Origin of the sequence: uncultured Nostoc sp. (assembly GCF_964245575.1) — a bacterium.
In the GTDB taxonomy this organism is placed as follows: Bacteria; Cyanobacteriota; Cyanobacteriia; order Cyanobacteriales; family Nostocaceae; genus Nostoc.
This window is the reverse complement of sequence record NZ_CAXTNP010000145.1, coordinates 1-19,799: the sequence shown is the minus strand read 5'-3', so window position 1 is coordinate 19,799 and position 19,799 is coordinate 1. Positions and strand designations below refer to the sequence as shown.

Genomic DNA, 19,799 nt, shown 5'->3' with positions numbered 1-19,799 from the left:
ACCCCCAACCCCCTCCCCGCTCTTCGAGAGGGGGCTACGATCTACCTTGTACGATTAGGAAAAGGTATAATTCGTAATTAATTACGAATTAGTTAAAAAGCAAGTGCCAAGAGGATTTTTCGAGGCGATCGCTGACAATGGAATACCATTGGTCTAAAGTTGCTTTAAATTTGGGGTGTTGTAAATCTGGAAGCCAAAGGATTAAGGCATCCTCATCGTTATCTTGGTAGTAATGCCGCCGCCGCCCAGCTGTTTGAAAGCCAAATTTTTGATATAAAGATATTGCCGCCAAGTTGGAAGCTCGGACTTCGAGGGTAGCTCGCTCCATTTTGCGATCGCAAGCTGTCTTAATGAGTGAATATAATAAAGTCGCACCCATTCCTTGACGGTGATATTGAGGATGAACCGCCAAAATTGTAATGTGGGCTTCATCTAAAATTGACCAAAAGCAACCCATTCCTAGCAAACTTGTGCTAGACGAGGGAGAAAATAAACCGAGTATATCGCTGTTGGGACTATCCAATTCTCGTTTGTAGCCTTCCATTGTCCAAAGTCCGCCAAAACAAGCTTGATCGAGTTCCAGAATAGCACTGAGATTTTCTAATGTCAGTAATTTAATTTCTAAGTCTAATGAGATCACATTTATTGAATAACGTTACAAACCCTTTGTACACTGGGAATCTGGAGACGAACTCAAAGCCCGTAATTTGAACAAGGAAAATTTTTATAGTTATGGTATCGACTCACCCCACTGGGGTTCAACATTCTGGAAGTGAATATTTACCTCAAAGGCACGACACCAAGGCAAATCCATCGCCTAATCAGGAACTTTTACCCTTGACTGCCAGAGTTCATAATCATGACCTCCTGGAAATTGGTGGGTGTGATGTCACAACCCTAGTTGAGCAGTTTGGTTCACCTTTATATATTTTAGATGAAGAAACCCTGCGTTTGGCTTGTCAGCAATACCGAGATGCTTTCAAGCAATACTACAAGGGCGAATCTCAAGTATTGTACGCCTCAAAAGCTTGGAATTGTTTAGCAGTTTGTGCGATCGCCGCGTCTATTGGTTTAGGAATCGATGTAGTTTCTGGGGGCGAACTTTACACCGCCTTGCAAGCGGGTGTTAGTCCCAATAAAATTTACCTTCACGGAAATAATAAATCTCGTGAAGAATTAATTTTAGCGACCAAGTCTGGTGTCACCATTGTTGCGGATAACTGGTATGAGTTGCGTACCCTTGTGGAAATCGCCCAACCTGGTCAAGCAATCCGCATCATGTTACGGTTAACTCCCGGTATTGAGTGTCACACCCACGAATATATTCGCACGGGACACTTAGATAGCAAATTCGGCTTTGATCCCAATGATTTAGATGAAGTTTTTACCTTTGTTAGTCAACAACCTGCCCTTAATTGCATAGGAGTACACGCTCATATTGGTTCCCAAATTTTTGAGCGCCAACCCCATCAAGATTTGGCGGCCGTTATGGTGCAGTGGCTGCGGGATGCCGGGAAGTATGGTTTAAATATTACAGAGTTAAATGTTGGTGGCGGTTTGGGGATTAAATACATAGAATCAGACGATCCCCCTAGTATTGAAGAGTGGGTGAAGGCGATTTGTGAAGTAATCCAAGAAGCTTGTGCAGCCGAAAATCTGCCTTTGCCAAAATTATTGAGTGAACCAGGGCGATCGCTAATTGCCACAGCTTGCGTCACTGCCTATACTATTGGTTCATCCAAAGTTATCCCAGAAATTCGTACCTACGTAGCGATCGATGGAGGAATGTCTGATAATCCCCGCCCGATTACTTACCAATCAGTTTATCGGGCAGTAGTTGCCAATAAAATGTCTTCACCTTTAACCCAAACAGTCACAATTGCTGGTAAACATTGTGAATCAGGAGATATTCTGATTAAGAATGCACTACTTCCAAAGACTGAACCAGGAGATATTCTCGTAGTTATGGGAACTGGTGCGTACAATTACAGTATGGCATCTAACTACAACCGCTTGCCCCGATCGGCAGCAGTTGTGGTGGCGAATGGCGAAGCAAATTTAATTTTGCAACGTGAAACTTATCAAGACTTAATTCGACAAGATCGCCTACCAGAAAGGCTAAAGAAATAGTCATTTGTCCCCGAAGTTCTGTTCGGAGGAAGCCTCCGCTCAGACTTCTCTCTTGGTCATTAGGAGCCACTGCGTTGCGGTGAATCCAGCGCTGTAGGCGGGTTTACCGCCGTAGGCGACTGGTGAACCCGAAGGGGGGTTCCCCCGTTAAAGCAAGTGGCGTTCATTAGCCAGGAACTAATGAGCAATGACTGATGACTAATGACTAAATGTAATTAGAGGCAAAAGTGTAATCCAGATGTCATGAGAGATTGGTGGAAGCAATGGCTGATAAACCTAGGATGGTCACAGTCCTTGCTACTTGGGACTCTGGATATTGTGTTAGTGCTGGCGCTGACGTACATGATACTAGTTATTATTAGTGAGCGCCGAACACTGTGGATGGTGAGGGGATTCATTATCTTAATGCTAGCCTCCGCACTAAGTGGCAAATTAGGACTACCTCTGCTAAATTTTGTACTGGAAAAGTTGGTGATTGGTTGTGCTGTAGCAATGGCAGTTGCTTTACAGTCAGAGTTTCGGCGGTTTTTGGAACAATTGGGGCGTGGCGAATTCCGCCAGCTGTTTCAACCCGATCGGCTGGCAATCCCCAAATCTGATAGTGTAATTGATGAAATTGTTGAGGCTGTTAAAGAATTGTCAAAAAACCGCATTGGAGCTTTACTAATTGTGGAAACCACAGGGCCAATTGATGAGCGAGATTTTTCTGTGCCAGGAGTAAAGCTAAATGCGGAGGTTTCTAAAGAACTGATCCAGACAATTTTTCAGCCAAAAACTTTGTTACACGATGGGGCTACATTGATTCGTGGCTCACGGATCATCTCATCGGGTATAATTTTACCACTTTCGGGACGCACAGCCTCGCGCCAGTTGGGAACACGCCACCGGGCGGCAATGGGAATTACTGAGCGGGTCGAAAATTGCATTTGTGTCGTTGTATCTGAAGAAACGGGTTCTATTTCCTTAGCGGAACGGGGAACCCTAAATAGACCCCTGACGATTAGGAAGCTGAAAGAGTCATTAGAGGCTCTTTTGTCCCCAATCGTGGATAGGGAAGCTGTAGCTCCTGGTCTGTTGAGTTTTGTTCGTCAGATAGGTGGGAAGACACTAGCACTGGTTTCACGTTTACTCAGATTACCATCGACCGCTTCTCGAGATAAAAAATGACAGCACAACAAACTAAACTGCAAGATTTGCCTACTGACTTAAAACGAGAACTATTGCCGCAGCACGTTGCGGTGATTATGGATGGCAATGGTCGATGGGCTAAACGTCAGGGTCTACCTCGAATTATGGGTCATAAGCGAGGAGTAGATGCTCTCAAAGATTTACTTCGCTGTTGTCAGGATTGGGGAATTCAGGCACTGACGGCTTATGCTTTTTCAACCGAGAATTGGAAAAGACCGCAGGAAGAAGTGGATTTTTTGATGACTTTGTTTCAAAGAGTTTTGCGCCAAGAACTGCGGGAAATGGTCGAAGAGAATGTTCAAATTAAGTTTGTGGGGAATTTGCAAGACCTGCCCCGATCGCTGCAACAAGAAATATCTCGTTCAATGGAAGCAACCAAGGATAATGGTGGTATCCAGTTTTCAGTAGCAACTAATTATGGCGGACGTCAGGAGATTTTACAAGCTTGTCAGGCGATCGCAAAACAAGTCCAGCAAGGTCTGCTACAACCCAATGAAATTAATGAACAGGTATTTGAGAGCCACTTGTACACAGCCGGAATTACTGACCCAGATTTGTTAATTCGCACGAGTGGAGAAATGCGCCTCTCAAATTTCCTTCTCTGGCAAATGGCTTATGGAGAAATTTACATCACCGATGCTCTCTGGCCCGATTTTGACCGAGCTGAGTTTCACCGCGCCTTGTGTGCCTACCAACAACGCGAACGGCGATTTGGGAAAGTGTAAATCAAGAATCAGAGTCATGGAATAGGGCTTTTATATCTCGATAGCCACTAACAACACGAAAAATCTCCACATCTTGCCCTATGGGCATGTAGAGGATCAGGTAATTGTCTATTGAGAGGCTACGGATACCGGGTAAAATTTCATCACGTAGTCGTCCGAGACCAGGGAACTGAGCAATTTGGGCAAATTTCGCGTCCAGCTTACTCAGAAAATCCTCAGACTGAGCCAAGCCAGATTGTCTAGCAATGTAATCAGCTATCTGCTCAATGTCTTGAATTGCGGGTTTGGTAAGGCGAAATTGTGCGGTCATGCTTGGTCTGAAACACCGTAGCGCGATCGCATATTGGCACGAATTTGAGCCATTGCAGCCGAGCCATCAACAACTTCGCCCCGCCCCGACGCTTCCCACCCAATACGCGCTTCTTGTTGCAAATCTTGCAGTCGTGCTTGATAGATGTCTTCTTGCTGTTCCAGGAGTTTTATGCCTGCAAGAATAACTGCGATCGCGTTCTGATATTTACCGCTAGAGAGTTGACGTTGAACTAGGGCTTCTACTTCAGGTGGCAAAATGATTTGCATGGATTTTTGTCAAAGTAGGAGTAACTTTAATTGTAAGCGATCGCTTTTGGTGGGTGCTTTTGTCAGCTATTGCATTCAGCAGCCATAGTGGGATCGCCCTCCTCCCTTTTCAACCGCAATTGCATCTTTCGACAATGGTAGCGATCGCTATCAACTTTAGTCTAGTTCGTGGTGCAAAACTAAAGAGATAGTATTTATACTCATTCTTAGATCATACCCGCCCCTAATTTTCCTAGCGATCATGGCAAACTTAGCGGGTATCGGCGCGGTTAACTGCCTTGGTGGAGTAACTGACCTGGGGTAGAGCTTCTAGTGACTTTTTGGCTATTGCAACGACCGGGTAACCTGCCAGAGTTTAAATAATCTATTTTTTATAGGGTATTTAGCATCAAAATTTTTTACTTTCAAAAACGTTTAAGTTGGTCTAAATTTACGGTGAACTGTACTTAGCACTTCCTTTATGGCCCAGAAAACACCGCTTGTTCTACATCATCCCGACTAAGAGAATACTTGAATGAACGTTGGATATCTTGCCCATTTTCCCCAGATTGGACATATCGCACTACGATTTGCTCAACATCGAGCCATAGTTCAGCTTGCCAACTAGGGCGCTGTACATGCCAGCAATGCCTCTGTGTGTCGTCTTGTTGACAGCCTTGATCTTTTAGCCACTGTTCAATTTGTGGCAGGGGATGATTATATAAGGGGGTATCAGAGGGAAGAAGAAGCATAGGAATTTTGGATTTTAGATTTTGGAGGATTAGGAAATTTTTTAGTTTTTAATTACTATAGGGGTAATTAGTTGCGATACATGGGTAATCTGCTGTTGTATAGATGGAGTTGGCTGTAGCAAATGTGTTTGGAAAGCAGCCTCACCACGAGTTAAGCCAATGGCAATTGCTAGTAGCAGACAACCTACAAATGTTAACACCAGCATAAATAAAGCAAAAATTTCGCCAGATGAGAGGGGGCGATCGCTAGGATCGAGGTAAGCTGATTTTGACCAGTCATGAGAACGCGAGACGGGAAGGTTCAAGTCAAGAGGTGGTTGAATCACCGCAAAGCGAGAATAGCCAATTTTTAAATCGTAGCCCAAGCGCCGTTCTGGATGGCTAAGGGTGGCGTAGGCTTCGTTGATTTGCTGAAATTTGGAAGTGGCGATCGCAGTAGGCAAGTCTGTAGTATCAGGATGATAGCGTTTGCTCAGTTGCCTATAAGCACGACGAATGTCGATTACCGATGCCGAGGGATGCAGTCCTAGCAGGGAGTAATAAGTTGGTTTACTGCTTTGTGGCATTGCCCCGTTGTCATTCACAGCTGTTTGAGTCACCTTGCTCAAAGATATTTTTTATATTCTAAGTCCTTTGTGATTGGGGAAGACGGAACAACACAGAGCAGGTCAAGTATTTGATAAAATATTTTATAAAGCATTGAATTAAATGCCTGCATATCAAAATTAATCTCGAAAATATTCAAACTCTCACCGACTTCAAGCGCAATGCCAAGGACTACCTAGAGCGGATTAAGGCCATATTGTCCCCGCTTGTACTAACTATAAACAAGAAAGCGGAGGTTGTGGTACATGAAGCGCAAGCGTTTCAGCAGATGATAGATGAACTGGTTCGCCTTGAGAAAGAACTCCACAAATTCAAGCTAGAAGCGTTACGCAGTCAGATCGACATTGGTATTAAGCAACTTGAGAGCGGCCAGTATACTGAATATAATGACGAGTCAGTTTCGGCTTTTTTTGCAAAGATTAAAGCACGAGGGCAGGAAAAATTGGCTGACAGCGATTCTCTATGAGTTGATTTCGGATTTCTACTCAAGCAGCGCCAGATATTGAAAATATCTGGATATATCTAGCGCCAAATAATTTAAAAGCTGCTAATAGACTTTTTGATCCTCTGCAAGAAAGTTTTCCAAAACTGACTAAATTTCCCCAAATTGGCAGATAACGGCCGGAATTAGCACCTTTTTTGCAAAGCTTTTCGCTAAAAAATTATTTAATTTTTTATCGCCCAATAGACGAAGGCATAGAAATTGCACGTATATTGCACGGCTCACAAGATATAGAAACTATTTTTAAAAATGAAGGCTGAGGTCAAAATAATTCGTAATTCATAGTTAAATTCCCACGAATAAATCAGAGGGCTTGAAATATTGATTACATTTTTTCTCCATTCATAAATTAAGGGACTTGTACCATTAATTAGGAATTATTTTGGTCAATAGCTGGATATGCTATCTTATCCCTAACTTAGTAAATCAACACGGGGTTTAAAAGTTTCTATTTCCCGTAACTTTTCGTACAGTTCCCGTTCTTCTTGACTAATAGTTTTCGGTGTGACTATTTGAATTTCCACTAATTGATCGCCACGTTTACCGTCATCGCTGGGGTAGCCTTTATTCCCTAGCCGGAATTTTTGACCAGACCTAACTCCTTGAGGGATAGTCATTTTTACAGGGCCATCGAGAGTTGGTGCTTCTACCTGTCCTCCTAAAACTGCCTCGCTGGGAGTAACAGGTACTTGGCAGAGGATATTTAAACCATCTAGCTTAAATAATGGATGAGGATTAACGGTAATTTTTAAGTATAAATCGCCACCACCAACGCCTTGGTTCCGCAAACGGATGGTTTGACCTGTTACCATACCTGGAGGCATATTAACTTCTAGCGATCGCCCATCTTCCAAACGAATGCGTTCATTACCACCATTGTAAGCTTTTTCTAGTGGGAGTGTTAATCTGGCTTCTATATCTCGACGGGTAGTGCGAGGTGGGGTGTTAACTGTGTAGGCAACTTTTGTTCTGGGGGAACGAAACGGATCGCTAGTATTGCCATTATTATTGGGCTTACTTGCCGCATTTTTATTTTTGACGCCGATAACTTGATTAATAAAGCTTTCAAAATCGGAGAATTGGCTTGGATCTACGTCCTGATTACTGTTGCGATCGCTAGCACCACTCTGCCAAGTTTTAGCCTTTGGCGTCTTAGCGTTGCCCGCAAAGCCTTTTTGCTTCCAGTAGCGGCTAAACTGGTCGTATTGCGATCGCTTGGCTGAGTCTGAAAGGACTTCATAAGCCTCGCCGATATCCTTAAATTTTTCCTCAGATTCTTTGTTACCCGGATTGAGATCGGGGTGATATTGCCTTGCTAAACGCCGATAAACTTTTTTAATTTCCTCACCAGAGGCGTCTTTAGATACTCCCAAAATCTCGTAGTAATCTCGAAAATTAGGCAAATTTTGCATAGTTCAGTTATTTAAATTTTAGATTTTAGATTTTGGACTTCGACTTCGCTCAGTCCTTCGACTTCGCTCAGGAACGATCGAACGATTTTGGATTAGTTAGGAGTAGAGACGCGATTAATCACGTCTGTACAGGAGTTTGGAGTTGAAAGATTTAATTTTTAACATCTACTCTTAACTCTTATCAGAAGTACTAATTAGGTAGACATAATTAAACATAAAATGCCAACCAGTGAAATCAGCTTTTTGAGCAGCTTTTACCTTCTGCCTCACCTCGACTGCGCTCGGCGACCTCCTGCCTTCTACTTACAACCAATCATTGTCTTCTTCATCATCCCAGTTATCTTGGTAGCTGGGACGGGATTTGCGTGGCGGACGGCTTTCATAGGAGGAAGAACGACTGTCTCGACTATAATCTCTGCCATAGTCTTTACCGTAATCTCTGCCATAGTCTTTACTGTATGAGTCGCGTTCCCGATATGTATCTCTGGGAAATTCGCGTTCTTTATCTTTATCACCAGTAAAGATGTCACGGATTGTACCAAACAAGTCGTCATCTTCATCTTCAGCATAAGTTTCCCTGACTTCCCGATTTAGCTCATAGAGAGCATCTTGCAAATCGGCATAGGCTTGGTCAATACCGCGATCGCTATTTTCCTTAAGACTCTCTTTTAAGTCTCGGCAAATATTATCAATTCTTTGGCGGCGGTTGCGGGCAAACTGCATACCAAATTCGAGTGCTACTTCTCTAAGCTGTCGTTCTGCTTGGAAAATCAACGCCTCAGAACGAGTCCGCTTTTCTACCCGTTCTTTACGTTCGCGATCGACATCAGCGTATTTTTGAGCGTCTTGAATCATTCGATTCACTTCTGACTCATTCAAGGTGGAAGCGCCTTGAATGGTGATACTCTGCTCTCGCCCAGTGGTTCTATCTAGGGCTGTTACCTGTAAAATACCGTTAGCATCAATATCAAATGACACCTGAACTTGGGGAATTCCTCGTGGCGCTGGCGGGATGCCATACAGCTTGAACCGTCCTAAAGACTTATTGTTTGCTGCCATTTCCCGTTCGCCCTGAACTACGTGAATCTCCACAGTGTTTTGGTTATTTTCAGACGTGGAAAAAATGTCAGAACGACGGACTGGGATAGTGGTATTGCGGGGAATGAGTTTTTTCATTACGCCGCCGATGGTTTCCAATCCCATAGAAAGGGGTGTAACATCCAAAAGCAGCACATCTTTAAGTTCGCCCGCGAGAATTCCTGCTTGAATTGCTGCACCCACTCCCACTACTTCATCAGGGTTGACGTTTTCGTTAGGTTCTATGCCAATTAAGTCCCGTACTAGCTGCTTCACCATTGGCATCCGTGTAGAACCGCCAACTAACACCACTTCTTCAATGTCTCTGGATGAGAGTCCGGCATCTTTGAGGGCGCGTTTCACTGGTGTCCGCAATCGCCCCACCAAATCACCACACAAGCCTTCAAATTGAGAACGTGTTAGACGAGTTTCCAAATGTTTGGGGCCTTCCTGATCGGCAGCAATAAAAGGTAAGTTAATTTCGGTGACGCTGACAGCAGAAAGCTCAATTTTGGCTTTTTCCGCAGCCTCCATCAGGCGTTGTAAAGATTGTCTCTCGCGTCTTAAATCTACCCCTTCGGCTTCCAGAAATTGCTCTGCTAGCCAATCTACTATTACTTTGTCAAAGTCGTTACCACCAAGTTGCGTATCTCCACTGGTAGCCTTGACTTCAAATATTCCATCGCCTACTTCTAAAATCGACACGTCAAAAGTACCACCACCCAAGTCAAATACTAAGATAGTTTCCGTGTCACCTCGATCTAATCCATAAGCCAAAGATGCAGCAGTTGGTTCGTTGAGAATCCGCAGCACCTCTAAACCAGCAATTCTACCAGCATCGCGGGTTGCTTGCCGTTGAGAATCATTAAAATAAGCGGGTACTGTAATCACTGCCCCTGTTACCGGTTCACCCAAATAGCGACTAGCATCGTCTGCCAATTTCTTCAGCACCATTGCCGAAATTTCTTCTGGGGCGAAATCCTTATTGAGACGGGGACAGGCAACTTTAATATTGCCTACTTCATCCTTGCGGATGGTGTAGGGTACACGCTTGGAATCTGGACTAAGTTCGGCATACTTGCGCCCAATGAAGCGTTTAACTGCGAAAAAGGTATTTTGTGGATTGAGGACGGTTTGCCGCCGTGCCATTTGCCCAACCACCCTTTCGCCTTCTTTGCTGAAGCCAACTACGGAGGGGGTTGTTCGCATTCCTTCTGCATTGGCAATCACCACCGGCTTGCCACCCTCCATAACGGCGACTACTGAGTTGGTTGTACCCAAGTCGATGCCGACTACCTTGCCCATGCGTTACTCTTCTCCTAAAGTGTCTTATATATTTATTATGATTGGGCGGAACTACCTCTAGCTTTGTGCTATTGGATGAAAACACCTCAATGGTATAATAGTCATCATTAAGGCAATAAGCTAAGAAGTGCAGCTAGAGGAGATAGTTGCAAGACTAGGATAGCATTGACGATGATTGGTATGTCCAAGCAGCCTCAATTCTTGTTATCCAGCTACTTCTATGTACTGTATCTGCAAGTTTGTAAATGCACCTTAATAATACTTGCTTTGCTTCTTTGAGTGCTTGAAAATCTTAATATTGCCACTATATTTAACCATTTGAATTTAACAGAGCGATTACAAACTTCCCTAACTGAGATTGCGCGAGAACGCGATCCTTACATGGCAACGGCTGGACATTTTTTTGTCCAAGAATACATCCGCCAGGAATTTTCCCAATGGGGGAGTGTGGAAATCCACACCTTTGAAGTCAGGGGTAAAGCTTGTAATAACTTGATATTAAATTTACCCTCTCAAGGGAGACGACAAAAAAAGGATTTGCCACCTATTTTAATTGGCGCTCATTATGATGGCGTTCCGGGAACACCTGCGGCTGATGATAATGCCACCGGTGTGGTGGTATTGCTGGAATTAGCCAGAAAGTTTGCTGCCCAAGCTATAAGATATCCCTTAAGGCTAGTTGCTTTCGATATGGAAGAATACGGCTTACTGGGTAGTGCTGATTATGCAGCCCTGTTGCACGAACAAAAGCAACAGCTACGCTTAATGATTTCCCTAGAAATGCTGGGCTATACCGATTCTACGCCTGGTTCCCAAAGTTACCCCCCTCCTCTGGAACGCTTCTACCCAGACAGAGGCGATTTTATTGCTTTAATTGGTAATTTGCGAACGTTGCCTGATTTAATTGGGATGAGCCGTAATATTCGCAAGGCTGGCGTACCTAGTCAATGGCTACCCGTGCCGAATCGAGGTTTAATAGTTCCCCAAACTAGACTTAGCGATCATGCACCTTTTTGGGATTTGGGTTATCCGGCAATGATGGTGACAGATACGGCATTCTTGCGAAATCCCCATTATCACAAACCTAGTGATGCGATCGCTACTTTGGATTTAGATTTTCTTAGCGGTGTATGTGAAGGGTTGGAAATTGCAATTCGGCGGTTGTGAAAATATTAGACATGTCCAGAAATTAATTAGGAATTATCCGGAACCCTTGTAGAGAGGTAGCACTGCTACTTCTCTACATTCTTTTTGCCCAGATGCCCATTTTCCATTTCCCATTCCCCAATACAGTTATTACCAATCACCACTTTGTAGACTATGAGGATTGTACGAATTGACACGAAACAATGAGGCTAATGAATGCCAAGATCAAAAAAAGGATGCCCCAAGGATATTAAAAGTACTATGCCAGAATTACACCAATCAATTGCCCAGCATTACCACGAACGGACTAAATACAACCCTGATACTCTCGCCTCCAAAAATCATCAGTTAGACTGGGCTAAACAGCCAGTGCCTTTCAAAGAGTACAAAATTGGCTCTACTTTTGATCTCAAACCCTATATCCAAGAAAAAACAGAGGGATTTGCTAATAACCCAGATGCTCAATGGTGGCAAAGACTTTCACGGCTGCTGTTTCGCAGCTATGGATTGACGGCGAGAATGCCTTCTATGGGTAGCGCGGTGTATTTACGTGCTGCTCCCAGTGCAGGCGGATTATACCCGGCTGAGGTGTATGTGGTTTCTCGTGGCACGGCGTTATTGCCACCTGGTCTGTATAACTACCAGTGTCGGACTCATTCTCTCATGCATTATTGGGAAAGTCATGTTTGGCAAAATCTCCAATCGGCTTGTTTCTGGCATTCTTCTCTAGAAAATACCCAACTAGCAATTATTGTGACTGCGGTATTCTATCGTTCTGCGTGGCGATATGAAGATCGGGCTTATCGGAGGATTTTTCTAGATACGGGACACCTGTTGGGTAATATCGAGTTAGCTGGTGCGATTACCGACTATCGTCCCCACTTAATTGGCGGTTTTGTGGATGAATCGGTAAACGATCTGCTTTATATCGATCCGCAACAAGAAGGTGCGATCGCTGTCTTACCTCTGGCAGATTTGTTAGATGTCAATCAAAATTTACCATTGGGATGTACTGCTTTACCTTCCGCAACCGAAACCAGTTATCCCGAAATTCCCGATGGTGAATTGCTGACATATTTCCATCGACACACCCAGATCCAATCAGGTGTAACTGGCAATCTTAATCTACCAACTATCAAACAAGAAAAATCTTTGGAGGATAAATATAACTTTCCTTTCTGTTTGAAAATTCCCACCAACACTGCGCCTATAGACTGGGGACAAAAGCTGTCAGAATTGGAAACTACTATGTATAAGCGACGCTCTACCCGCGCTTATAATGGTGATGATTTAAGCCTTGATGAGTTGAAAAGTTTACTCGATTTTGCTTACCAACCGCAAAATTACATCGACCAAAGTTTAGATATTTCTCCAGACTACTTTGATTTGAATTTAATAGAAACATTTATTGCTGTTTCCGGAGTTAAAGGATTGGAGGCAGGTTGTTATTATTACGCACCCAAAGCCCAAGAATTACGCCAAATTCGGTTTAAAAACTTTCGGCGAGAGTTACATTTTCTCTGTTTGGGGCAAGAATTAGGGCGGGATGCAGCAGCAGTGCTTTTCCATACAGCCGATTTGAAAGCTGCGATCGCCCAATATGGCGATCGCGTTTACCGTTACTTACATCTGGATGCCGGTCATTTAGGACAACGCTTGAATTTAGCCGCTATACATCTGAATGTAGGCGTTAGTGGTATTGGTGGTTTCTTTGATGACCAAGTAAATGAAGTTTTGGGTATCCCTGCTGATGAAGCTGTTCTATATATCACTACATTGGGACGCCCAAGATAAAAATAATCTTGGAGGCGCACAGAATGCAGAGAGTTTCTTTCTGTGTTCTTTGCGTCTGTGTACAAGTGATATTTTGTTATTGAATAGAGATATAGCAGTGCAAACAAATTGGACTCACCAAGAAATAAACAATCAGAAAAATTCACTTGTAGATGTTGCTATCAAGGTTTTTTATCCATAAATTATAAGCTGTTCAACATTGAAGTTGCAAGAACCTATCCCATTAATAATATCTGTGCTAAAAAGCTTAAATTTATTGAAAACTGAAAACGAAAAATCAAGGTTTTAAAACACATTTTACGAAAAGAAGTAGGTATTTTTAAAATAGTTGGATGGGTTCAAATTTAAGACAACATCACAAGAATTGCACATTTGACAAACGTTTAATTATATTTTAAGATTTTAGCAAATTAAATCTGGTATCACAAAATATTTTTTTCACACAACCACTAATGCTATTTCCAGAAAATGAAAGCCGACGCCTATAAGTACTTAATCATTATCAAATTCTAGATACGCTACCCGAAGAAATTTTTGATGAACTAGCTCAACTAGCTGCTAACCTTTGTGAAACACCAATCGCTCTTATTAGCCTAGTTTATGCAGAACGTTAAATTCAGAATTATCCTTGACTGAAGAACCATGAATGATCGCATTTAAAACTTGCTTTTGTGATTAACCCACATCCCGATTTTTAGAATTAACAACTTGGGTTTGGTAGTGCCGCCATTTTTCCTGCTGACGCGCTCTTTTATCCTCGGTGAGGCTATCAAAACAATAGGGACAGGAGATACCTTGTTCATACTTTGGAGATACCTTATCTGACTCAGAAATCGGATATCCACAACAGAAGCATAGCTCATAACTTCCTTCCTCTAACCCATGACTGACAGCTACGCGATCGTCAAAGACAAAACATTCCCCGTTCCATAAACTTTCCTGTGCTGGGACTTCCTCTAAATACTTGAGAATGCCGCCCTTGAGATGATAGACTTCTGCAAAACCTTGGGCAAGCATGAAGGATGAGGCTTTTTCACAGCGAATGCCGCCTGTACAAAACAGAGCAACTTTTTTGTTTTTAGTTGGGTCGAGGTGGCGTAGCACATAATCGGGGAATTCCCGGAATGAGCCAGTTTGCGGATTTTCTGCTCCTTGGAAAGTACCGATATTCACCTCATAATCATTTCGGGTGTCAATCACGGTTACTTCTGGATTACAAATCAAATCATTCCATTCCTGAGGACTGACATAAGTGCCAACTTGTTCATTTGGGTCAATTTCAGGCAATCCCAAAGTAACAATTTCTGGCTTCAACCGCACCTTCATGCGCTCAAAGGGCGGGGTTTCGGTATGGGACTCTTTATATTCTAAGTCTGCTAAACGAGGGTCTGTACGCAGAAACCAAAGAACAGAATTAATCGCCTGACGCGAACCGGCTATTGTACCGTTAATGCCTTCTTGTGCCAACAAAATTGTCCCCTTCACACCTTGCGCTTGGCAGTAAGACAGCAGAGGATCTCGTTTCTCGGCAAAATCTGGCAGCTTGACAAATTTATACAGTGCTGCAACAACTTGGATATTTTCTGGCTTCATCCCTTTGGTAATGGAACAATATTATTTACAATTAACTTTGATAACCAAACTTACCTACTATTTTAATTTTATGGGGGTTTAGCTCAGTTGGTAGAGCGCCTGCTTTGCAAGCAGGATGTCAGCGGTTCGAGTCCGCTAATCTCCATTGGATATAATTTATCTTAATTTCCGATGCCTGCGGTTTTTGCTAGCCTTGGTAGGCAAGAAGTTAGGGGAGAGGGAAGTTGGTATTACATTTAATTGCCCTGAAAAAACTTGCCCTCAACTGGAAAAGGCTGATTCCCAACTCCGTACTCCCGTTCGGCTATGCTACTTCGACTACGCCCAACTCTTGGAGAGGCTGCGCCCTAAGCGTAGCTATGCCGCAGGCTTTACGACTACGCCCTTCGACTACGCTCAGGACAAGCTCAGGACAAGCTCAGGACAAGTCACGGCAAGCCAACTCCCTGCCTATAGCACTTGCGCTGCGCTTCTGTGCGAGACGCTTCTCTTTGCAGAGAGGCTTTGCCAACGCGAACGCGCACCATGTAAAAAAGTTCAAAAATCAAATCGGATTGCTATATCTACTTAGGAGGTTGTTTGAAAAAGCGTCCATTGGGTTTAGTGGCAATTGTTCTCTACAAATCATTTACCGCCTTGCTGCTTATGGTTACTTCGATCGCTTTCTTATTGACATTAAAAAATTATCAAGCTTTAGAGGTGTTTTCAGAAAATTATGTTTTAGAAGGTAAATCGATAATTATTGATTGGCTTTTAAAGAAAGTTCTCAATTTAAATCCCCGAACTTTGGCATTTAGCGGTATTGGAACAGGAGTCTATGCTATTGTTACTAGTATTGAAGCCATTGGTTTATGGTACGAAAAGCGTTGGGCACATGTCTTGGTGTTGGGACTTGTGGGTATCAGTATTCCACCAGAGATTTATGAATTAATTCGGGGAATATCTTCTATAAAAATATTGGTTTTTTTGTTAAATTTAGCAGTGTTTGGCTATTTATTCCGAAATTTTCCTAAACATCAAAACTAATTTTTATTCGATACTTAGGGTCTATGGTTGGAGAGGTAAAACTGAGCGATGTTTATCGCCTTGCGGCTACGGGTTTACGCAAAACCAAGACCTGACGTTGTACAATCGCTAGAAATACAATCTGGAGAGCGACTTGCCTAGATCGATTCAGTCTACTCAACCACCACTCAAATTTATTCCCCAACGGTTGAACCCACTGGTACTCCAGATTGTTCGGTGGTTACTGCCGATCGCACTACGGTTCCGCACTCGTCCTTGGCTAACGGCTGGTATTGTCCGTGTTGAAGCCAAGAATGTTGAGGTATTAGCTGAACTTTATCAACAATTTCAGGCTGGAAAAATTCGCTTTTTACTGGCATTTCGCCATCCAGAGGTGGAAGATCCTCTGTGTATGCTATATTTGCTTTCCCGCATTGTGCCACAGGTTGCTCGTCAGAAAGGTATTACACTGCAATCCCTTGTTCACAGCTATTTTCTCTATGACCGGGGTATGACGGTTTGGGCTGGAAAGTGGCTAGGTTGGTTGTTTTCACGGATAGGAGGTGTGCCGGTTCATCGCGGTAGGCGACTAGATCGCCAAGCTATTCAAACTGCACGGGAGTTGTTTGCTAATGGCAAACTACCGATCGCAGTCGCACCAGAAGGCGGTACTAATGGTCATAGTGGTATTGTTAGCCCCTTAGAACCTGGTGTTGCTCAAATGGGGTTCTGGTGTGTAGAAGACTTGCAAAAAGCTAATCGGACTGAGACTGTGATCATTGTACCGATCGCTATCCAATATCGCTACGTTGAGCCACCTTGGTCTAAACTGGATTGGCTATTGAGTAAGTTAGAAGCTGATAGTGGCTTACCAGCAATAGAAATTGAGCAGGGTAAAGGTGAAGAGATTTACTATCAACGCCTCTGGAGGTTGGCTGAATATCTGATTACCGAGATGGAAGAATTTTATCGTCGCTTCTATCATCAAGATATCCCAACCATCTCAACTGATGAATCTGCTAGTCCTAATCAGGTGTTGATTGCTCGACTTCATCGCCTACTGGATAAGGCTTTACAAGTTAGCGAGGAATATTTTGGAATTCAAGCGCAGGGAAATTCCATTGATCGCTGTCGCCGCTTAGAAGAGGCTGGCTGGAATTACATTTATCGGGAAGATTTGCCAGATATCAATGCTTTACCACCCTTTAAACGTGGTTTGGCAGACTGGATTGCTCAAGAAGCAGACTTGCGAATGCGGCACATGCGGATAGCAGAAAGTTTTGTTGCAGTTACAGCTACTTATATTCAAGAACAACCGACGGCGGAACGGTTTGCAGAAACAGCTTTGCTTGTATTCGATATGCTTTCTAGAATTCAGCATACAACACTTCCGGGGCGACCTCGCTTAGGTTTGCGAGAGACACAAATTACCGTAGGGGAGCCAATTTCAGTTACTGAACGCTGGGAAAATTGTCAAGGCGATCGCTTGGCGGCTAGACAAGGTGTCAGCGATTTGACAAAAGATTTGCAAATCGCTTTAGAGAAGATGATTAAATAATGAAAATTCTAAGACTTTTTAGCTCGAATTTTGTCAAAGATTGCACCTTCATCAAAGAATTTCTTCTGAATCTCCTCCCAGCCTCCTAAATCTTCAGCTTTGAAGATAGTTTTAATTTTGGGAAAATTGGCTGCTGTTTCTTTGGCGATCGTCAAGTCAACGGGACGAAATCCCAGTTTGCTAAACTCTCGTTGGGAGTCTGGGGTGTAAAGAAATTGGATAAACGCTTCTGCAATCGGGCGAGTTCGGTGTTTATCGACATTTTTATCTACAATAGCAACAGGATTGTCGATAGAGATATTTACATCAGGCACAACAAAGGGGAATTTTTCACCATTTTGTGCCGATAAAATCATCTCATTTTCATAGTTGAGCAGAACATCACCTTGACCATCTTTAAAGAACAGTTCGCTGGCATTGCGAGCAGTTTTGGGCAACAAAGGTGCATTATTATAGACTTTGGAGATAAAGTCTATTGCTTGATTTTCATTTCCACCGGCTTTTGTCACAGAACCCCACAGACTAAGGAAATTCCAGCGAGCGCCGCCAGAGGATCTGGGGTCAGGCATCATCACATTTACGCCATCTCGTGCCAAATCTGCCCAAGTTTTGATATTTTTGGGATTACCTTCACGAATAGCGATCGCCTCTAGAGATTTGGTAACAATTGCATCATTAGGCGCTTCTTTTTCCCATCCCGATTGAATAAAACCTGCCTCAACAAGTTTATTAATGTCAAGAGCAAGTGACAGATGTACCACATCAGCTTCCTTACCGTCAATCACGGCAAGAGTTTGGGAACCTGAGCCATCATAGCTTTGATTGAAAGTGACGTTTTGGTTATGTTCTTTCTTCCACTGTTCGATAAATTTGGGAATTATCTGCTGGTATGCTGCATTAGTAACCGAGTAAGAAACAAAGGTTAAGGTTACATCACTCTGGGAAGCTACGCCAGCATTACCAGTATTATTGACATTACGTGGAGAGCAGGCAGCCATCACGATACTCAAGCTAAGTCCGACCAAGAATAGAGACGCAACACTCCACGCAGAATACTTGTACAACCATCGGATTAGTTGTACGCGCCACTGTTTGGCAGTGTGTAAAGCTTTTACAATATAAGTCTGAACTAATTCAGTCAAATATCTCCTTGATTTAGAAGTACGTTGCCCCTGGTTCATCAAATTTTTCCCCTGAATCTGCGATAACTTGAGCAAGAAGCTGTAGTTAAGGGGCATTATAAAACAGTGGTTAAAAATAAATAACTTTTTATTAACCTAAATTTAAACAAGTTATTCAAGATATCAAGGAGAAGTAGTTTTAGAAACTTCTGGACTGCGAATGATGATATGTCCTTTATCACTTTCTTGAATAGCCAACACTGACGGAAGCTCATCAAGTTTTGCCTGAGGGGGCAATGCGCGAAACAAATAAATCCAGCCGCCACGTTCTAAGAGTAAGCGCCAGACTCGCGGCTGTTGTGGATTGCTGATATCATTATCTTCCCTGCCTCGCAAGTCATCGAATAAACCACGATCGCCAATAATGCGGTAGCCTTTCAAAGATGGATCGGCAAAGATATCATCAAGTTTGCGCCCCACAGCAAACTTTTCTTCCGGTGTAATTAAGGCTACAACAGGTAAAGTGGAGTTTTGACCAGCGTCTCGTCGGGCATCTGCAATGCCTTGCCAACGAGCTAACCAAAATATCACAATTAATACCCAGGATACTATTACTATCTCATTGACTAGCGATCGCAGAAATTCCACTGAGCGCAATTGCCCAGAACTAAATTCAGCCAGAGATTTAAGCTGTTTCGCTGTCCATGAGCTTTTGCGTTGAGTAGCAGAGATGATGCGACTCAGTAGTAATTGGCTTACAGAGACTACCGTATCACTGATAATTTTAATTAACCATAACGTTGCTTGAATTGCGATCGCAGCTATAAAAAAAGTGATCGCTGTTTTGCAGATTGTCCAGCCATCTCCGAAAAATATTTGCAGGGGAACTATGAGAAAAGACTGTGCAGGTAAGTCAAGGCTATTGAGTTCTAGCTGAAAAAAGTAGAAATATGACCAACGATAAATCCAGCCTGCAAAGAAAAGCGCCGCACCCAGCAAGCCCAGTACACTGGTGAATTTACCTAAAATATTGGTTTCCTGGTTAGGGTTGGGGGTTTGGGTCATACGGGATATGGGGGAAACAATGTAGGGTGTGTTACCGCGAAGCGTAACGCACCGAGTTATATAGCGTTTCTCGTTTGTATGCAAATACACTCTGACCTCACTTCCATTCCTCTCTCCTAAAAGGAGAGAGGCTTTGAATCTTACTCTCTTTCCCTTGTTGAAGGGGAGAGAGGCTTTGAATCTTACTCTCTTTCCCTTGTTGAAGGGGAGAGGCTTTGAATCTTACTCCCCTTCCCTTGTAGGGAAGGGGCTGGGGGTTAGG

The 19,799-nt window shown here is 43.2% G+C and carries 19 protein-coding genes and 1 tRNA gene; 10 read left to right on the top strand and 10 right to left on the bottom strand.

Annotated elements, in window-relative coordinates:
* Nucleotides 1-88 precede the first annotated feature (88 nt).
* The gene (rimI, locus tag ACFFAP_RS21930; protein ID WP_375513197.1) at nt 89-640 is read right to left on the bottom strand and encodes a ribosomal protein S18-alanine N-acetyltransferase; all 552 of its coding nucleotides are present in this window, start codon (nt 638-640) and stop codon (nt 89-91) included.
* Nucleotides 641-732: 92 nt separating this feature from the next.
* On the opposite strand from rimI, the gene lysA reads away from it, so the two are divergent.
* The 3 genes from lysA (at nt 733) to ACFFAP_RS21915 (ending at nt 4,043) form a co-directional block, all read left to right on the top strand.
* Complete coding sequence (gene lysA, locus ACFFAP_RS21925) at nt 733-2,130, top strand: diaminopimelate decarboxylase (protein ID WP_375513196.1); 1,398 nt, start codon at nt 733-735, stop codon at nt 2,128-2,130.
* Between the two features lie 243 nt (nt 2,131-2,373).
* Entirely contained in the window at nt 2,374-3,297 is a 924-nt protein-coding gene (gene cdaA, locus ACFFAP_RS21920; protein ID WP_375513195.1) for a diadenylate cyclase CdaA, read from the top strand.
* Nucleotides 3,294-4,043 (top strand): isoprenyl transferase, encoded by a 750-nt coding sequence (locus tag ACFFAP_RS21915; RefSeq protein WP_375513194.1) that lies wholly within the window; start codon nt 3,294-3,296, stop codon nt 4,041-4,043. Before cdaA ends, ACFFAP_RS21915 begins: the two co-directional genes overlap by 4 nt.
* 1 nt (nt 4,044) lies before the next feature.
* On the opposite strand, the gene ACFFAP_RS21910 is transcribed toward ACFFAP_RS21915, so the two are convergent.
* The 4 genes from ACFFAP_RS21910 to ACFFAP_RS21895 all read right to left on the bottom strand — a co-directional run bounded on the left by ACFFAP_RS21910 (nt 4,045) and on the right by ACFFAP_RS21895 (nt 5,919).
* Nucleotides 4,045-4,353 carry a type II toxin-antitoxin system RelE/ParE family toxin gene (locus tag ACFFAP_RS21910; RefSeq protein WP_375513193.1) on the bottom strand — a complete coding sequence of 103 codons (309 nt, stop codon included), beginning with the start codon at nt 4,351-4,353 and terminating at the stop codon, nt 4,045-4,047.
* A complete protein-coding gene (locus ACFFAP_RS21905; RefSeq protein WP_375513192.1) occupies nt 4,350-4,622 on the bottom strand; it encodes a type II toxin-antitoxin system ParD family antitoxin in 273 nt (90 codons plus the stop codon). The genes ACFFAP_RS21910 and ACFFAP_RS21905 overlap by 4 nt, the downstream gene beginning before the upstream one ends.
* A gap of 458 nt (nt 4,623-5,080) precedes the next feature.
* Nucleotides 5,081-5,353, bottom strand: a complete 273-nt coding sequence (locus ACFFAP_RS21900; protein WP_375513191.1) for a DUF3143 domain-containing protein — start codon at nt 5,351-5,353, stop codon at nt 5,081-5,083.
* Between the two features lie 41 nt (nt 5,354-5,394).
* Complete coding sequence (locus ACFFAP_RS21895; RefSeq protein ID WP_375513200.1) at nt 5,395-5,919, bottom strand: J domain-containing protein; 525 nt, start codon at nt 5,917-5,919, stop codon at nt 5,395-5,397.
* Nucleotides 5,920-6,197: 278 nt separating this feature from the next.
* Between ACFFAP_RS21895 and ACFFAP_RS21890 the strand changes: the two genes are divergently transcribed.
* Together ACFFAP_RS21890 and ACFFAP_RS21885 are read left to right on the top strand one after the other, a co-directional pair.
* Nucleotides 6,198-6,425: a hypothetical protein gene (locus ACFFAP_RS21890; protein WP_375513190.1), complete on the top strand. Its 228-nt coding sequence runs from the start codon at nt 6,198-6,200 to the stop codon at nt 6,423-6,425.
* Between the two features lie 173 nt (nt 6,426-6,598).
* Nucleotides 6,599-6,721, top strand: coding sequence for a type II toxin-antitoxin system RelE/ParE family toxin (locus ACFFAP_RS21885; RefSeq protein ID WP_375513189.1), 123 nt, complete (start codon nt 6,599-6,601; stop codon nt 6,719-6,721).
* A gap of 153 nt (nt 6,722-6,874) precedes the next feature.
* Here ACFFAP_RS21885 and ACFFAP_RS21880 read toward each other — a convergent pair whose 3' ends face one another.
* On the bottom strand, nt 6,875-7,873 hold the full coding sequence (locus ACFFAP_RS21880; RefSeq protein ID WP_375513188.1) for a DnaJ C-terminal domain-containing protein: 999 nt from the start codon (nt 7,871-7,873) through the stop codon (nt 6,875-6,877).
* A 303-nt stretch (nt 7,874-8,176) separates the two neighbouring features.
* A complete protein-coding gene (dnaK, locus tag ACFFAP_RS21875; protein WP_375513187.1) occupies nt 8,177-10,255 on the bottom strand; it encodes a molecular chaperone DnaK in 2,079 nt (692 codons plus the stop codon).
* Between the two features lie 318 nt (nt 10,256-10,573).
* Between dnaK and ACFFAP_RS21870 the strand changes: the two genes are divergently transcribed.
* Nucleotides 10,574-11,422 (top strand): M28 family peptidase, encoded by an 849-nt coding sequence (locus ACFFAP_RS21870; protein WP_375513199.1) that lies wholly within the window; start codon nt 10,574-10,576, stop codon nt 11,420-11,422.
* Between the two features lie 240 nt (nt 11,423-11,662).
* Complete coding sequence (locus ACFFAP_RS21865; RefSeq protein ID WP_375513198.1) at nt 11,663-13,195, top strand: SagB/ThcOx family dehydrogenase; 1,533 nt, start codon at nt 11,663-11,665, stop codon at nt 13,193-13,195.
* A 675-nt stretch (nt 13,196-13,870) separates the two neighbouring features.
* Here ACFFAP_RS21865 and ACFFAP_RS21860 read toward each other — a convergent pair.
* Complete coding sequence (locus tag ACFFAP_RS21860) at nt 13,871-14,788, bottom strand: rhodanese-related sulfurtransferase (RefSeq protein WP_375513186.1); 918 nt, start codon at nt 14,786-14,788, stop codon at nt 13,871-13,873.
* Between the two features lie 72 nt (nt 14,789-14,860).
* Here ACFFAP_RS21860 and ACFFAP_RS21855 point away from each other — a divergent pair.
* The 3 genes from ACFFAP_RS21855 to ACFFAP_RS21845 all read left to right on the top strand — a co-directional run bounded on the left by ACFFAP_RS21855 (nt 14,861) and on the right by ACFFAP_RS21845 (nt 17,351).
* Nucleotides 14,861-14,933: transfer RNA gene (locus ACFFAP_RS21855), tRNA-Ala, on the top strand.
* 434 nt (nt 14,934-15,367) lie between these two features.
* The gene (locus ACFFAP_RS21850) at nt 15,368-15,814 is read left to right on the top strand and encodes a DUF2127 domain-containing protein (RefSeq protein ID WP_375513185.1); all 447 of its coding nucleotides are present in this window, start codon (nt 15,368-15,370) and stop codon (nt 15,812-15,814) included.
* Between the two features lie 133 nt (nt 15,815-15,947).
* Entirely contained in the window at nt 15,948-17,351 is a 1,404-nt protein-coding gene (locus ACFFAP_RS21845; RefSeq protein ID WP_375513184.1) for a lysophospholipid acyltransferase family protein, read from the top strand.
* A gap of 8 nt (nt 17,352-17,359) precedes the next feature.
* On the opposite strand, the gene ACFFAP_RS21840 is transcribed toward ACFFAP_RS21845, so the two are convergent.
* Together ACFFAP_RS21840 and ACFFAP_RS21835 are read right to left on the bottom strand one after the other, a co-directional pair.
* Nucleotides 17,360-18,532 carry a sulfate ABC transporter substrate-binding protein gene (locus ACFFAP_RS21840; protein ID WP_375513183.1) on the bottom strand — a complete coding sequence of 391 codons (1,173 nt, stop codon included), beginning with the start codon at nt 18,530-18,532 and terminating at the stop codon, nt 17,360-17,362.
* Between the two features lie 123 nt (nt 18,533-18,655).
* Nucleotides 18,656-19,537 carry a hypothetical protein gene (locus ACFFAP_RS21835; RefSeq protein WP_375513182.1) on the bottom strand — a complete coding sequence of 294 codons (882 nt, stop codon included), beginning with the start codon at nt 19,535-19,537 and terminating at the stop codon, nt 18,656-18,658.
* Nucleotides 19,538-19,799: the final 262 nt, after the last annotated feature.

What these genes read in the sequence shown, in the direction of transcription:
- ACFFAP_RS21835 (WP_375513182.1), bottom strand. Translation starts at nt 19,537, where the DNA reads ATGACCCAAACCCCCAACCCTAACCAGGAAACCAATATTTTAGGTAAA.
- ACFFAP_RS21915 (WP_375513194.1), top strand. Translation starts at nt 3,294, where the DNA reads ATGACAGCACAACAAACTAAACTGCAAGATTTGCCTACTGACTTAAAA.
- ACFFAP_RS21865 (WP_375513198.1), top strand. Translation starts at nt 11,663, where the DNA reads ATGCCAGAATTACACCAATCAATTGCCCAGCATTACCACGAACGGACT.
- ACFFAP_RS21910 (WP_375513193.1), bottom strand. Translation starts at nt 4,353, where the DNA reads ATGACCGCACAATTTCGCCTTACCAAACCCGCAATTCAAGACATTGAG.
- ACFFAP_RS21880 (WP_375513188.1), bottom strand. Translation starts at nt 7,873, where the DNA reads ATGCAAAATTTGCCTAATTTTCGAGATTACTACGAGATTTTGGGAGTA.
- ACFFAP_RS21860 (WP_375513186.1), bottom strand. Translation starts at nt 14,788, where the DNA reads ATGAAGCCAGAAAATATCCAAGTTGTTGCAGCACTGTATAAATTTGTC.
- cdaA (WP_375513195.1), top strand. Translation starts at nt 2,374, where the DNA reads ATGAGAGATTGGTGGAAGCAATGGCTGATAAACCTAGGATGGTCACAG.
- ACFFAP_RS21895 (WP_375513200.1), bottom strand. Translation starts at nt 5,919, where the DNA reads ATGCCACAAAGCAGTAAACCAACTTATTACTCCCTGCTAGGACTGCAT.
- ACFFAP_RS21900 (WP_375513191.1), bottom strand. Translation starts at nt 5,353, where the DNA reads ATGCTTCTTCTTCCCTCTGATACCCCCTTATATAATCATCCCCTGCCA.
- dnaK (WP_375513187.1), bottom strand. Translation starts at nt 10,255, where the DNA reads ATGGGCAAGGTAGTCGGCATCGACTTGGGTACAACCAACTCAGTAGTC.
- ACFFAP_RS21905 (WP_375513192.1), bottom strand. Translation starts at nt 4,622, where the DNA reads ATGCAAATCATTTTGCCACCTGAAGTAGAAGCCCTAGTTCAACGTCAA.
- lysA (WP_375513196.1), top strand. Translation starts at nt 733, where the DNA reads ATGGTATCGACTCACCCCACTGGGGTTCAACATTCTGGAAGTGAATAT.
- ACFFAP_RS21840 (WP_375513183.1), bottom strand. Translation starts at nt 18,532, where the DNA reads ATGAACCAGGGGCAACGTACTTCTAAATCAAGGAGATATTTGACTGAA.